Annotated in this window: 13 protein-coding genes; 8 read left to right on the top strand and 5 right to left on the bottom strand. The window is 47.5% G+C overall.

Annotation, left to right across the window (positions count from 1 at the left end):
• The first annotated feature begins 165 nt into the window (after positions 1-165).
• From SSED_RS09065 to SSED_RS24825, 4 genes are all read left to right on the top strand, one after another.
• Complete coding sequence (locus tag SSED_RS09065) at positions 166-744, top strand: lecithin retinol acyltransferase family protein (protein ID WP_012142102.1); 579 nt, start codon at positions 166-168, stop codon at positions 742-744.
• A gap of 493 nt (positions 745-1,237) precedes the next feature.
• On the top strand, positions 1,238-2,782 hold the full coding sequence (locus SSED_RS09070) for a Re/Si-specific NAD(P)(+) transhydrogenase subunit alpha (protein WP_012142103.1): 1,545 nt from the start codon (positions 1,238-1,240) through the stop codon (positions 2,780-2,782).
• Positions 2,783-2,796: 14 nt separating this feature from the next.
• Positions 2,797-4,197: a Re/Si-specific NAD(P)(+) transhydrogenase subunit beta gene (pntB, locus tag SSED_RS09075; protein WP_012142104.1), complete on the top strand. Its 1,401-nt coding sequence runs from the start codon at positions 2,797-2,799 to the stop codon at positions 4,195-4,197.
• 332 nt (positions 4,198-4,529) lie between these two features.
• Positions 4,530-4,703: a hypothetical protein gene (locus SSED_RS24825; protein ID WP_190273198.1), complete on the top strand. Its 174-nt coding sequence runs from the start codon at positions 4,530-4,532 to the stop codon at positions 4,701-4,703.
• 89 nt (positions 4,704-4,792) lie between these two features.
• Here SSED_RS24825 and SSED_RS09080 read toward each other — a convergent pair whose 3' ends face one another.
• The 5 genes from SSED_RS09080 to dapA form a co-directional block, all read right to left on the bottom strand.
• Positions 4,793-5,857 (bottom strand): ketoacyl-ACP synthase III, encoded by a 1,065-nt coding sequence (locus SSED_RS09080; RefSeq protein ID WP_012142105.1) that lies wholly within the window; start codon positions 5,855-5,857, stop codon positions 4,793-4,795.
• 95 nt (positions 5,858-5,952) lie between these two features.
• Entirely contained in the window at positions 5,953-6,624 is a 672-nt protein-coding gene (locus tag SSED_RS09085) for a GntR family transcriptional regulator (protein WP_012142106.1), read from the bottom strand.
• A 128-nt stretch (positions 6,625-6,752) separates the two neighbouring features.
• Positions 6,753-8,318 (bottom strand): aldehyde dehydrogenase (NADP(+)), encoded by a 1,566-nt coding sequence (locus SSED_RS09090; RefSeq protein WP_012142107.1) that lies wholly within the window; start codon positions 8,316-8,318, stop codon positions 6,753-6,755.
• Between the two features lie 56 nt (positions 8,319-8,374).
• Positions 8,375-9,376 carry a 4-hydroxyproline epimerase gene (locus SSED_RS09095; protein WP_012142108.1) on the bottom strand — a complete coding sequence of 334 codons (1,002 nt, stop codon included), beginning with the start codon at positions 9,374-9,376 and terminating at the stop codon, positions 8,375-8,377.
• 165 nt (positions 9,377-9,541) lie between these two features.
• Positions 9,542-10,456: a 4-hydroxy-tetrahydrodipicolinate synthase gene (gene dapA / locus SSED_RS09100; RefSeq protein WP_012142109.1), complete on the bottom strand. Its 915-nt coding sequence runs from the start codon at positions 10,454-10,456 to the stop codon at positions 9,542-9,544.
• Positions 10,457-10,647: 191 nt separating this feature from the next.
• On the opposite strand from dapA, the gene SSED_RS09105 reads away from it, so the two are divergent.
• From SSED_RS09105 to SSED_RS09125, 4 genes are all read left to right on the top strand, one after another.
• Positions 10,648-11,688 (top strand): proline racemase family protein, encoded by a 1,041-nt coding sequence (locus SSED_RS09105; RefSeq protein WP_012142110.1) that lies wholly within the window; start codon positions 10,648-10,650, stop codon positions 11,686-11,688.
• Positions 11,689-11,867: 179 nt separating this feature from the next.
• On the top strand, positions 11,868-13,136 hold the full coding sequence (locus tag SSED_RS09110) for an NAD(P)/FAD-dependent oxidoreductase (RefSeq protein WP_012142111.1): 1,269 nt from the start codon (positions 11,868-11,870) through the stop codon (positions 13,134-13,136).
• Positions 13,137-13,574: 438 nt separating this feature from the next.
• Positions 13,575-14,348, top strand: a complete 774-nt coding sequence (locus tag SSED_RS09115; protein WP_012142112.1) for a class I SAM-dependent methyltransferase — start codon at positions 13,575-13,577, stop codon at positions 14,346-14,348.
• A 557-nt stretch (positions 14,349-14,905) separates the two neighbouring features.
• Entirely contained in the window at positions 14,906-15,241 is a 336-nt protein-coding gene (locus SSED_RS09125; RefSeq protein WP_012142113.1) for a hypothetical protein, read from the top strand.
• The last annotated feature ends 9 nt before the right edge of the window (positions 15,242-15,250 follow it).

Raw genomic sequence — 15,250 nt, forward strand, 5'->3', positions numbered from 1 at the left:
AGCTAGTGTATAGCGCTTGTTTTATCAATTTTTCGGTGATGAGATGAAACGGGTCATTGAGCGGAGCTGAGTATGCTCAAGTAAAAATATCTTACATTTTTCTCATTCACAGTCGTCCTTTAAAGATTTACTGTCAGGGGAAGTGTAGTCGGTTGGAGTGACTGAATGGCATTACCCTTAATCTGGCTTGGCGGGGCAACCTTAGGTGCTGTGATGCTGGCTGACAGACGTGAAAAACGGCATAAGCTGGAGCATGAACGCCGCATGGGGAGGGCCCCGTCGATGCCTGAGGATGGTCAGCATGTCGCACTGAAGCCGAGCCTGTGGCATCCGGGTCATAAGCAGGTGAAGCCGCAACCCGGCGCCATTATCTGCTGCTTCGTCTACGGTATGATTGAACACACAGGTATCTGGCTCGACGACCATATTCTTATCGAACTTCATGGTAGCGGATTAATCCGCGCCGTCTCAACTAACCGCTTTCTGGCGGGCAGAACCGGGACAAAAATCTATATCGCTTGCAGCCATGATCATCAACCTCTCATCGATGCCGGTGTACTCGAACGCGCCGAAGCAGCTATTTTTCAATATCGGGAATATGATCTGTTCGACAATAACTGCCATCGTTTTGTCTGGTCATGTTTAACCGGGCTCGAGGAGTCTCTCCCAAGTTTTAATGATCTGAACCTTCGTCTTGCCGCGCATTTTAAACAGCAAATTTATTGGGATGAAGTGCTACTCTAACCGGTATAGCAGCGCTGGGTGACCAGAGTAATACCCTACTCATTATTTATTCAATTCTTTTCTTTTTTATTCAGTGCTGCTCATAAGCCCCGATTGACCTGATTTTGAGAACAATGGCAGAGTTAATCTGCTCTTTAATCGATTTACGTTTAAAAATCCAAATAAAATTCATCTGCATGTAGATGAATAAGATAACAATTGTTAATAACTAAGACCAGAAGGTGATTGACAGGGCTTCACTAACAAACCTGAACATAAAAATAATTGATTTTAGCCTCAAAAATTGAAAATTATTGACCCATGACGCAAATATCTTGGTATTGTTGATAAGTTTTATGACGCGCTTGACTGAATGCTTAGTCACTTTTGGCGGCAGCAACTTGCCCTATTATGTTGCTGGTCATAAAAATATAAATATTAGCAATTGTATTACCGGGTTAGGTTTATCGGTAACAGCAGTTGAAAACATTACTATCGACACCAGGAAATAACTATGCAAATCGGAATACCAAGGGAGATCCTCGCGCAGGAGAGCCGGGTAGCCGCGACACCTGCCACTGTAATACAGCTTAAGAAATTAGGCTTCAGTGTTGTGGTACAAAGCGGTGCCGGAGAGGCGGCTAACTTCAAAGATGAGGCGTATCAAGAAGCGGGTGCTGAGGTTGTTAGCCTCGAACAAGCGTTTCAGGCTGATCTCATACTAAAGGTCAATGCACCTGGTATTAATGCAGACACTGGCGTTGACGAAGCCGATTTAATGAAAGGCGGTTCGACAGTGGCAAGTTTTGTATGGCCAGCCCAGAACCCAGAGCTATTGGAAAAGTTTAAGGCTAAAGGGATTAACCTGCTCGCAATGGACATGGTGCCACGTATTTCTCGTGCCCAGTCTCTCGATGCGCGTAGCTCGTTAGCAAACGTTGATGGTTATCGCGCCGTCATCGAAGCGGCGAACCATTTTGGCCGTTTCTTTACCGGTCAAATCACCGCCGCGGGTAAAGTGCCGCCGGCAAAAGTATTGATTATCGGTGCCGGTGTTGCCGGTCTTTCCGCATTAGGTGCAGCCGGTAGCTTAGGTGCAATCGTTCGTGCCTTCGATACTCGCCCGGAAGTGAAAGAGCAGATTAACTCTATGGGCGCCGAATTCCTGGAACTTGATTTCGAAGAGGAATCGGGTTCAGGTGATGGTTACGCCAAAGTTATGAGTAAAGAGTTTATCGATGCTGAGATGGCGCTGTTCCGTGAGCAGGCCAAAGATGTCGATATTATCATTACGACGGCACTTATCCCGGGCAAACCCGCGCCTAAACTGATCCTTGAAGATATGGTTGGCTTAATGAAGCCCGGCAGTGTCATCGTCGATCTGGCTGCGGCCAACGGTGGTAACTGCGAACTGACGGTTCCCGGCGAAGTCGCAGTGGTCAATGATGTCACCATTATCGGTTATACCGAGCTTTCACGCCGCCTGCCTACCCAAGCGAGCCAGCTTTACGGTACTAACTTAGTCAACTTGCTTAAGTTAATGGTGCCGGAGAAAGACGGCAACTATGAGATTAACTTCGACGATGAGGTTATCCGTGGTGTTGCTGCGGTTAAAGATGGTGAAATCACCTTCCCGCCACCAGCAATTCAGGTCAGTGCTCAGCCTCAGGCTAAAGCAGAGGAAGCGCCTGTCGAAGTGGTCGAGAAGAAAAAGAACCCTTGGGTTAAACCTGTCATTGCAACCGTTGCAGCTGGCCTGTTCGGTTTAATCGCTAATTCGGCGCCGGCAGACTTCCTACAGCACTTCAGCATATTTGTGCTGTCATGTGTCGTCGGTTACTACGTCGTTTGGAATGTGAGCCATTCTCTGCATACCCCTCTGATGAGCGTAACCAATGCGATCAGTGGCATTATCGTTGTCGGTGCCTTAGTGCAGATGAACAGTGATAGTACGGCGGTGCTGGTCTTGTCTGGCATTGCGATACTCATTGCCTCGATTAACATTGCCGGTGGTTTCACCGTGACTCAGCGTATGCTGAAAATGTTCCGTAAAGACTAAGGGGATTGACGAATATGTCTATAGGATTATTAAGTGCAGCTTATTTGGTTGCTGCAGTCCTGTTTATCTTCAGTCTTGCAGGCTTAAGTAAACAGGAAACCGCTCAACGCGGTAATATCTTGGGTATTATCGGTATGGTGATTGCGATTGTCGCAACCCTTGCCAGTACTCAAATTGGGGATAATAGCTGGATTGTTACCGGTGCAATGGCCATAGGTGCGGCTATCGGTGTGCGTTTAGCACTGAAAGTTGAGATGACCGAAATGCCTGAGCTGGTGGCTATCTTGCACAGCTTTGTGGGTATGGCGGCAGTACTGGTTGGTTTCTCGAGCACACTGGACCACGGTGCCTTGATGGATGCGGTGACGGGTCATATCGATCCCGTGGCTAAAACCATTCATGATGTTGAAGTGTTTCTCGGTATCTTTATCGGTGCGGTGACCTTTACCGGTTCAGTAGTGGCTTTTGCTAAGCTTCGTGGCTTGGTCAGTAGCGCGCCTAAATCACTGCCTGGCGCACATTGGTTAAACCTTGGCATGATAGCCGCATCTGTTATCTTAGGTGCCTATTACATGCAAACCGATGCGATTGGAGCCTTGGTTATCATGACGCTGATTGCCTTCGTATTCGGTTATAACTTGGTATCGGCCATCGGTGGCGCAGATATGCCAGTGGTTGTCTCTATGTTGAACTCCTACTCAGGTTGGGCAGCAGCGGCAGCAGGTTTCATGTTAGGTAACGATCTGTTGATCATTACCGGTGCGTTAGTCGGTAGCTCGGGTGCAATCCTCTCTTACATCATGTGTAAAGCGATGAATCGTTCATTTATCTCTGTGATCTTAGGTGGCTTCGGTACCGAAGGTGGCACTGTGCTAGAACGGGTTGCCGATCAAGGCGAGCACCGCGAAGTGCAGGCCGATGATGTCGCCGATATGCTGAAAAATGCACGCAACGTTATCATAGCCCCTGGTTATGGTATGGCGGTTGCGCAGGCTCAGTATCCGGTTGCCGAGATCACTCAGAAACTGCGTAAGCGTGGTGTGAATGTGCGTTTTGCTATTCATCCGGTAGCGGGGCGTTTGCCTGGTCACATGAACGTGTTATTGGCCGAAGCTAAACTGCCATACGATATCGTGATGGAGATGGATGAGATAAACGATGATTTCGCCGATACCGATGTGGTATTGGTTATTGGTGCGAATGACACGGTTAACCCAGCAGCGAAAGAGCCTGGTAGCCCAATCTCGGGTATGCCGGTACTCGAAGTCTGGAATGCTGATAACGTGGTTGTCTTCAAGCGTTCTATGGCGACAGGTTATGCTGGCGTGCAGAATCCGCTCTTCTTTAAAGAGAACACGGAAATGCTGTTCGGTGATGCTAAAGAAACGGTTAACAAAATTTTAGCCAATATCTAGCATACTCAAAAGAACCAACTCAAATGCCAGTCGATTGACTGGCATTTTTTTTGGGCTGAAATAAGTGATAAAGACGCGGGGCTTTTTTCAAACTTACCTCTATATGTTTTAGTTAAATAAAACTAAAGTTTTAAATATTTATATTTAAAGAGTGGAATAATTGATGTTTAATTGAACTTCGACACTTGTCCGGTTACTGATTGAACTCACGATGTTTTTACTGACTTTTTAAGAGCTGTTTAGTTAAGTTCACGTTTAAATTGGTGTGATATCAACCTGGTTGAATCAATGAGATGGTATCAGTAGGCGTTAATTTATGAAGAGGCGATACCATGGAAAACAAGCATATTTTAAAAAATGACCAGAATAACCATTTAATCGATCAGGTTAGTGAGTTTGTTCAATGTGCGCTGATTAAAAGCGAAGAGCCGATATTGGCGACCCTTTTCAATGAAACCCTATGTAGCGATGAGGTGACCTCTATCTACGTACGTGGATATAACTGACGCGACGGGACCGATTAGCAGAAACAAAAACACCAGCACATAGGCTGGTGTTTTTTATGCTTACGAGCTACGAGCTACGAGCTACGAGATTAGCCGCAGAAGTGCTTCACAGCCTTACTGACTAACTCTATGCCGGTTTTATCGCATGGAGGAAGCTCAGCATCGCTTTCATTAATTGGAGTGACTCTATCGCCCCACTTAATCAATGCCGCAGCCGAGGTAAGCCCCGCGCCAAATGCACATGAGAGTATCGTCTGACCTGGTTTAATCTTACCTTGCTCAAGCGCATCACAGATGGCGATAGGGATCGTGGCTGCCGATGTATTGCCGTAATTGGCAATGTTCACAATCGCTTTCTCTTTCGGGATCTTCATACGGCTGATAAGGGTATCGATAATACGCTCGTTAGCCTGATGAGGAATAACCCAATCGATATCATCTATCGAAGTATCACACTTCTCGAGGACTTTCTTACTCAGCTTACCCATGCCTGCGATGGCGCGTTTAAAGATCTCCTGACCGTTAAACTCGATATAGAAGTCTAATGATGCGGCATTGAATCTGTCCATTGCAGTACCGAAACCTGCTTTGAGGATATCGCGACCGGCAGGGTCATTGTTAAGCTCGTAGCCTAAAATGCCGATAGCTTCGTCTGTCGCCTCAAGCACAACGGCACCCGCGCCATCACCGAACAGTACGGCAGTTTCACGACGCGACCAATCGAGATAGAAAGAGAGGCGCTCGGCACCGATAACGAGAACCTTTTTACATTGGCCACTCTTAATCTGAGCACTACCCAGACCGAGTCCATATAAGAAACCACTACAGGCGGCGTTGATATCGAATGCAGCGCATGTTGCGCCAACATTGGCCTGTACCGTAGAGGCAATATTTGGGATCAAGGTATCCGGGCTTGCGGTAGCAAGGATGATCATATCCAACTCGCTGCCATCTATTCCGGCTGCGGCCAAGGCACGCTGCGCCGCTACAGATGCGAGCTCAGAAGTATCAACATGGCTGATGTGACGCTGGCTGATGCCTGTGCGTGGTTTGATCCATTCATCAGATGTTTCAATAAAAGTGGAAAGGTCGTGGTTAGTCAGGGTTGCTGGCGGAACACATTTTCCCCAACCTGTGATAGTGGCGTACTGCATCTGTGGTTCTCTCAAATAAAAAGGCAGAACCTTGGCTCTGCCTTATCTAACGTAATTAACTAAGCTTAGCAAGTCGTAAGCTAACCAACAGTGATCTAAGCCACTTGTTGGGCGACGAGTTCACGAATCGCTTTAGCGGCATGCAAAATATGCGCTCGTAGCAATTCAACAGCCTTATCGATTTCTTTATTCTTGCAAAGACTAAGCAACTCTCTATGATCTTGTTCTGCTTGTGGTATTCCGCCTGCAAGGAGTAGCTGCAAACGGATATAGCGATCACAATTTGTGTTCAGACCATGCACCACTTCCAGTGTATGAGGGTGGTCTGCCGGGCTATATAAGCAGGTGTGGAAGCGAGTATTGAGCTCGCTCCAGGTACTGACGGCATCTTCTTGCTTAAATGCAGATTCCAGCTCATCGAGTACTTTTTCTGCTTTAAGCAGATCTTCATCTTCCAGCTTAGGAATCGCCTTTGCCAGAAGATCTGTTTCAATAAGTGCGCGAAGTTCAAAAAGTTCGGTGGCTTGTTCAACCGATAACTTTGTGGCGGTAGCGCCTTTGTGAGCTTCAAATTTGACTAAGCCTTCGGCTTCTAATTGTAATAAGGCTTCTCTGACGGGGATCCGACTGACGTTGAGCTCATCGGCTAAAGCACTTTGACGAAGGGGTTCACCAGCGGCAATATCACCAGATAGAATTTTTTCCCTTAGGACCTCTACAACGACTTGCGTGCGCGTTTTATGGATAATTGGTGTAGATCGGCTCATATTTTCCGTTTCTATCTATTCGTTATTCTATTTAGTCCGTCTAAGATTACCGTTAAAGCAAGTATAAATAAAGGGAAACAGTGTTCCCTTTATCTATTTTGATACTTGTGAAGAGGGATTAAGTGAGATTAAAAGGTGATCACCTTAGGATTGTCACTCTTTAGCTCATCGGGTAGCAGGGCCTGAGGCATATTCTGGTAACAAATTGGGCGCTCGAAGCGCTTCATCGCATCACTACCTACAGAGGTACTGCGGCTATCGGTGCTGGCCGGATAGGGACCGCCGTGATTCATCGAGTGGCATACCTCGACACCCGTTGGCATCTGATTAAAGATAATACGACCGACCTTGTATGCGACCGCTTCAATCAGTTCAGACTGTTGCGCCAGCTCCTCTTCATCGCCATGAATGGTCGCCGTTAACTGCCCCTCTAGTGCATTGGCAATTTGCAACATCTGCGCCGTGTTTTCACACTCAACCAAGATGGCGCAGGGACCGAAGATCTCCTGTTGTAGTTCGCTGCTTGCTAAGTAGTCATCAGCCGACACACGAATGGCGCTCGGACGGGTATGATGTCCAGCCTCTGCGGATTGACCCTGAGCGATAAGGGTAACGGCGGAATTGTTCAGTAGCGCTTCGAGTTGAGCCTGATAGGTTGCCGCAATCCCGGGTGTGAGCATAGCCGCAGCGGGCAGAGAGGCAAGGTTTTCTGTCATCGTCGCGATATAGCGATTGAGCGCTTCTCCCTTTTGTGCCACAACCACGCCGGGGCTGGTGCAGAACTGGCCGTGCCCCATCAACATGGATTGCACCTGTGTAGTGGCCAACTGCTCGGCCTGAGCAGACAGAAGCCCTGGTAACAGGAATTGCGGGTTGGTCGATCCCAGCTCGCCATAAAAGGGGATCGGCTCGGCTCTGGCGGCACATAAGTCCGACAAGATGCGGCCCACTTTCAGTGAACCGGTAAAGCCAACCGCCTTGATTGCCCCATGGCTGACCAGCGCCGTCGATACCTGCGGCGTGCAGCCCTGTATCAGACTAAATACCCCTTGCGGCATATCACAGCGCTCAATGGCCTTTTCGATGGCACGTGTCACCAGTTCACTGGTGGCGGCGTGGGCCGGGTGGCCCTTGACGACAACGGTGCACCCGGCGGCCAGGGCCGAGGCCGTATCGCCACCCGCGGTTGAGAAGGCTAACGGAAAGTTTGATGCGCCAAATACGGCGACCGGGCCCAGAGGCAACACACTTAAGCGGGTATCGGCCTTGGGGAGCGGGGCACGCTGCGGGTTTGCCAAGTCGACAAAGCGCGGCTCGAGGGGATCACGCAGACGAGTGGCAAACAGCTTTAGCTGAGTACAGGTTCTGCCGGTTTCACCCTGCAGACGCGCCATAGGAAGGCCGGTCTCACGGTGCGCGGCAGCGGTGATGGCCTCAATATCGGCCTGGATCTCATCGGCAATGGCCTCTAGAAAATCGGCTCTTTGGCTTGGTGTCTTCGAGCGATATTGCGTGAAGGCCGCGTGTGCCGCCGTGACTGCTTGGGCAACTTCAGTCTCTGAGGCGTTAGCAAACTGCCAATCGATCTTTGCGTTGGTGACGGGATCGAAGCTATTAAAGGCACCGGCCTGTCCTGTCCAAGCACCATTGATAAAGTGTTGTCCGGTAACTCTTCTCTTTATTGCATCTGTCATAATAGTTCCTGATAATTCTTTTTGAGTAGTCGGGTCGACTGAAATATGAGTGCTGCCTATACCACTTGAAACCCGAAGGCATAGGGGTCGCTGTCATCGACTGTGATGGCATTTTTTCCGGTGATCCTGGCCCATCCCTGAATGCTGGGCATGATGCCTTTGTTGTCACCTACGGTTGTAGCGGCTTCTATCCGGCCGATAAACTGACTGCCTATGATGCTTTCATGGGTGTATTGGGCACCGACCTCGAGTTGACCTTTGGCGTAAAGCTGAGCGAGTCTGGCACTGGTACCAGTGCCGCAAGGGGAGCGGTCGATGGCTTTCTCACCATAGAAAACGGCATTAGCCCCGTCGGAACCTTCACTGATGGTATTACCCGTCCAAAGCACGTGAGAGATACCGTTGACGGTAGGATCATCCGGATGAACACAGCTGAGTTGTTCATCTGCAATTTGACGAACGACGGGACTCCAGCGAAGAATATCTGCGGCGGTCCACTGTCTTAAACCGGGAAAATTGGTCTGAGGTTCGACGATGACATAGTAGTTACCACCGTAAGATACATCGACTTTAAGTGGCCCAAGGCCTGGAATATCTAAGATCACATCGCGGTGAGCCAGGTAAGCCGGGACATTATAGATCTTGACCCAGTCGACTTTTTCACCGGTTTGCTGATACTCGATATTAATCTGACCCGCGGGGACATCTATCGTCAGTTTGCCCGGCTCTCTGGCCGTTAACAGACCCGATTCGATGGCGGCGGTAATGGTGCCGATGGTGCCGTGTCCACACATGGGCAGGCAACCACTGGTTTCGATAAAGAGGATTGAGGCATCGGCATTGTCACTGCAGGGAGGATACAAAAAAGCCCCCGACATCATATCGTGGCCTCTGGGTTCAAACATTAATGCCTTTCTGATCCAATCATAGTGGTTCAGAAAGTCTTGTCGCTTTTCACTCATATTGCGACCCTTAAGATTCGGATGGCCACTGGTGACCAAACGAACCGGGTTGCCGCAGGTATGAGCATCGACGCAAAAGAAGGTACCTTTTAACATCTCACTCTTACTCCATTTTGCCTCTCCCCCTTAGGTAGGGTAAACAGTGAAATTGGGTGATAGTTTATCTTTTTTATTCACCCAAAATTCAATGAGGGGAGCAGGCTTTTGGCTATTTTAGAATTAGTCTAATTTTGTACTTATTCAGAATTATTAAGTTAATAATCAGTCTAAGTTGTACTTATCCAGATCGATGCGGGTTGCCATCGCTTCCTTGATCAGGGTTTCAACGTATGCACGTTCATCTCCAATTAAGGTCATACGCGGCATACGGACATTTTCACAGCCGCGACCGACGATTTGCTCTGCAAATTTGATGCACTGAACCAGAGTCGGAATTGTGTCTAAGCGTAGCAGAGGCATGAACCAACGGTAGATCTCACGGGCTTCTTCGATACGGCCGGCACGAGCCAACTTGAAAAGTGTTACAGATTCACGAGGGAAGACGTTAGTCAGGCCTGAGATCCAACCCGTTGCACCGAGGAAGATACTTTCAAGGGCAATATCATCCACACCACAAAGAATACTGAAGCGGTCACCGAAACGGCTCTGCAGTTCTGTCAGACGACGAGTATCGGTCGTCGACTCTTTAATCGCGACGATGTTCTCCTCTTCGGCAAGAGTGGCCGTCATCTCAAGATTGATGTCGACGCCATATCCAACAGGGTTGTTGTAGATCATGATAGGCAGCGAAGTTGAGCGAGCGACGTACTGATAATGGGCGACAACTTCACGATCCGTTCCGCGATAGACCATGGCTGGAAGTAACATCAGACCATCGACACCTAACTTCTCGACATCTTGAGCGTACTTAGAGGCTTGCTCAGCAGTGTTTTCAGTACAACCCGAGAGTACCAGAATACGACCGTTGACGGTTTCAACGGTATGCTTGATAAATTCACGCTTCTCTTCACTGCTCAAAGAGGCATTTTCACCAATCGTTCCCAGCGCAATAATGCCGTCGATACCATCGTTAATGAGATCTTCGAGCATGCGTGCATTCGATTCATAGTTGATAGAACCATCATCGTTAAATTGTGTTGAGATTGCCGGGAATACACCTTGCCAATTTACTTTCATGTTTAAGACCTCTTTGCGCTATTTGTGCTTTATATAAACAGATTAACTCATGTCGAATTTTGGATTCTTCCAAAAACTTATGGTATATTGTATACAATAATTAAGGAAAGAAAACCCCGTTTCATTTTTAATTATATGTAGAACTGCCAAATACTATATATTGCATACAAAAGATAAGAAAGGAACAGGACATGTTGCTTAACCATTTGCCCACGGAAATCACCGACAGATGTCAACAATTCATAACGCTCGATGCCCACACCGAGGGGGAACCCCTGCGTATCATCACCTCTGGCTACCCAGAGCTTAAGGGCAATAACATCCTTGAGATGCGTCAATATGTCACCAAGCATCTGGATCGTTATAGAAAGTTATTGATGCACGAGCCCAGAGGCCATGCCGATATGTACGGTGCCATCATTACACCGCCTATTACTGAAGGGGCCGACTTCGGCGTACTCTTCTTACATAACGAAGGCTACAGCAGCATGTGCGGTCATGGCATCCTGGCGCTGGTAAAAGTGGCTTGTGAGACGGGCGCTATCGAACTGGCCGGAGAGGGCAGGGTTATTAAGATAGATGCACCTGCGGGACTTATCACCGCTAAGGCGCATCGCGACAGTGAAGGTAAAATCCACGCCAGCTTTCAAAATGTGGACTCATGGGCCGAGGCCCTCGATTGCAGCGTTATAGTAGAAGGTGTGGGTGAGGTGCGTTACGACATAGGATTCGGTGGGGCTTATTACGCCTATGTGGATGCCGATGACCATGGGATCAGTTGCGCACAGGATAATGTCGCTCAGCTTATCGATGTGGGTAGGCGGATTAAGCATGCCGTGATGGCGGCTCACCCGTTAGTGCATCCACTCGAGGAGGACCTGAGTTTTCTCTATGGCACGATATTTACCTCAAACAGGGTGACTAACCCCGAGGCCCACTCACGCCATGTCTGTATCTTTGCCGACGGCGAGGTCGATCGTTCACCCACAGGTACCGGCGTCGCCGCTCGAATTGCGCTGCTGCACGCTAAGGGGGAAGTCGAACTGAACACCCCCTTGATGATAGAGAGCATTGTCGATGGCAGAATGATAGTGAGTGCCCTGTCAAAGTCGGAGTTTCATGGTAAGCAGGCGGTGATCCCCGAGGTCTCAGGTCGCTCCTTTATCACCGGCCGTCATCAGTTTCTTATCGATCCCGACGACCTGTTTCAGGATGGTTTTATGCTGCGTTAATCTAATCGTTCTGGAGAGCGTTAGTTGAATGAGTTAGTCGAAAGAATTAGCGCAAACAGTGCTTGGTAAAAGAGAGTGGAAAGAGCTATCGTAAAAGTACTTGGCAAAGAAGAGTGGAAAGGATCTGCGGTAAAAAAGTGCAGAAGAATTTGTGGTAAATATTCTGTGGAGAAGAGTAGATGAATAATACCAGTGGGCTTGGATCTCTGACCGTGATAGGCGCGGGGATAGTGGGACTGTCGGCCGCAATACAGTTACAGCGTGCAGGCTTCAATGTGACGGTTATAGATAAAGAGGGGGCTGGCGCCGGGGCGTCGAAGGGCAACGCGGGACATTTTGCGACCGAGCATACCTTCCCCTTGGCCGATTCGACTATGCTGCTTAAACTGCCGGGTATGTTACTCGATCCGCTCGGACCTTTTCGAATCCAGCCCCGCTATTTTTTCAAGGCACTGCCATGGTTTATGCGCTTCTTGCAAAATATGTTACCGGGCCGAAGGGCACATAATAGTGCGGCGATTAAGGCGCTGAACTTAGGTGCCATCGATGCCATGAGATCATTGACCAAGTTCTGTGGTTGTGAGCACTTGCTGACACTCAATGGCGGCCTGTTGGTATTTGAAGGCACGCCCGTTGCGGAAGTAGAAAAAGAGTTTCGAGCCTATGTCGATGCTGGTGTTGAGGTACAACTTCTTAGCGGCGACCAGGTAAGAGCCCTCGAACCCTCTTTAAGCGAAAATATTACCCATGGATTCAATTTTACACATGTAGGGCATACAGAAGATCCCTATCGATTATGCCTGGCTCTACAAGCCAAGTTCAAAGAGATAGGTGGGCAGGTTGTGACTGATGAGTTATTACAGATTAAAGCCGCTAAAATTAACTCGACAATAGCGCTGGAGATGAGTTCGGGTGACAGCAGGCATACTGACAGACTTATCATCGCATCCGGCGCCTGGTCTAAGCCTTTTGCCAGGCAGTTGGGTTACTCTGTGCCTCTAGAGACGGAGCGGGGTTATCATCTGATGATGCCGCAAAAGAGTAAGCTGTCCCGTACGGTAACCTCCTATGAGCGAAAGTTTATCATCACGCCTATGGCTGAGGGGACCCGTTTAGCAGGCACCGTGGAGTTTGGCGGTTTAAAGGCCCCGCCGGTGGATGCCCGCGCCGATTGCCTGTTCCCCCACGGTAAAGCGCTTTTGCCTGAGCTGTTTCGTGATGCGTCTGCGTCCGACGGTAAGCGCTGGATGGGATTTCGCCCCTCGTTGCCAGACAGTCTGCCGGTACTGGGCCGCAGTCAAAAACAGTCGAATGTGTTTTTCTCATTTGGCCATCAACATCTGGGACTCACCTGGTCGGCAATCACTGCCGAACTGCTCACCCAAGAGGTGACAGGTAAGCAAACGGATATCGACTTGAGTCCCTATCGGATCGATAGGTTTAGTTAGTTGGTTCGTAACTAAGCTTACAACCGCATCGGCACCTGTTGATCGAAGAGAAGCCTCCTCTTCGATTGACACTTGTTGAGTATCTTCTATGTTCTATTTCACCCGGTTCATCCTGCTTTCACAAATGCAAATATGGCTTCTCGTTATGTAAATTGAAAATTCTCAGTTCCCCTGAGAGCAATAAACTATCTTGTTGAAATCATGAGTTTTAAAGTTATTTAAATATTTACATAACGAGACAAAGTCATTCTCGAATATCATAATTCTCGATTTCTCCGGCCAAAATGCTCATTGCCTCACAGAAACCTTACTGATAAGTTACTCAAATCATTGTGAATAAGTTGCACTTTTGCGACTTGGTCGTTAAAAGTCCACGGGTGTTTATCGGAATTCACGCTATTACGCTGTTAGATTTCAAGAAAGTATGCGGAGTATCAATTGAGCCTTTTTGCAGAGTATGAAAAACAACAGAAGTGGAGAGGCTGGGAGAATTACCTTAAGTTTATACCGTTAAGTCAAAAAGACACTGTAATTGACCTTGGCTGTTCTGTAGGTGATGTATCTCGTGCTTTTTCGCTGCGAGTAAACAATGTTATAGGCATAGACATTAATAAGGAATTTATTGAATTCTGTGATTCAAGGAGGAACTGTAACGAAGCATTTGTTCTTAGCGACTTTCAAAGTGCTGATTATTTATCCTTTGGCGATATTAGCGGTATTTGGGGAAGTTTTTCTTTATCCTACCTTAGTAACCCATTAGATTACTTAAAAGTTTTAAACTCTGTAATGAACGACGAAGGCTGGGTAGCACTATTGGATGTATCCTGCTTTATCTCAGGTAACCTTGCTAGAGATAGCAAGTATTACGATAGAGTAAAAAGGTTTGAATTAGAGTCATATAGGTTTGGTTTATATGATTTTGACTTTGGTTCCAAAATGCAAGGTCTGTTGAAGGATGCTGGGTTTGAGGTTGTATATTTCGATAATGATGTAACTGATCCTGAATTGAATTTTTCTGGATCCGCGGCATCGGAAATTATCGAGGGCTGGTCAGCAAGGCTCAATAGAATGAATAAATTAAGCCTCTTTCTTGGCGAGGAATACCCTGATTTTTGTGATGAATTATTATCTAATCTTGGTTCTAATACTCACGAGAAACAAGGGAACGTCAGATTCGTAGTAGCTAAAAAATCTAGCAAGCCTCTGAATTAAGATTTACCAAAAATGTCATGCCATTTGCTGAGCAAATCGCCCGTCGGCACATGGTTCATTTATTAGCAGGGCATTAGGGATTTTAGAGAGAAATGGATAATTCTACCAATACAAACAACTGGCTGACTCATGCGATGTCAATGATCTTTGCTTCAAGCTTGGCTCAAAGCATATATTGGTATTTCGATGTACAGGTCGAAACCGATTTATCGGTTGAGTATCTTTTTTCGTTAACAGTCAAAGGCATGTTAATCGCATTTTTTTACTATTTCTTTTTAAAGTTTTTCGGCTGGCTGTATTCCTAATAAGTAATACCCAATATTGTATTTGTCTTCCGCCTCAAAAACAGCTCAATTTTTTGTCAAAAGGGGGGGGCAGGAGTTTTTAGATCTAAATTGTTGTGAAAAAATCACTCGCCTAACCCCAGTCTGCGCAAGATAACATACCCCCAAAATAGGCTCGTGCTAACATCATCAGCGGCTATTTCAAGCAACTTCCAGTAAACAAGGCTGGGAAAAAACAGGCCAAATAATCTCATAGAGGAAGGAATAAAGTTAATGAAAAAAGCAATACTTGCCGGTGTTATCAGCTGTCTATTTATCGGTTCGGCGACAGCAAAGTATCTTGAATCAGAGGTGGCGATTGGTATGGCCAGCTTAATGATGTGCAGCACCTTTTACAGTGAATCGAATATGCTGGTCGAAGGCTCTGTTGTTGGCCAAGCGGCAACGGATCATAGAGACGCTGGTATAGATAAAATGATGATGACGGCAGAAACCAGCGCCGAATTAGACAGCTTCATTCAACAGTTCGACTCCTCAAATAAAGAGCAAAAAATCAAATTGTGCGCAGAGGCCATGACATTTGCCGAGCAAAGTAATTTTGGTAAGTGATAACCGGGA

This window comes from Shewanella sediminis HAW-EB3 (assembly GCF_000018025.1).
Lineage (GTDB): Bacteria > Pseudomonadota > Gammaproteobacteria > Enterobacterales > Shewanellaceae > Shewanella > Shewanella sediminis.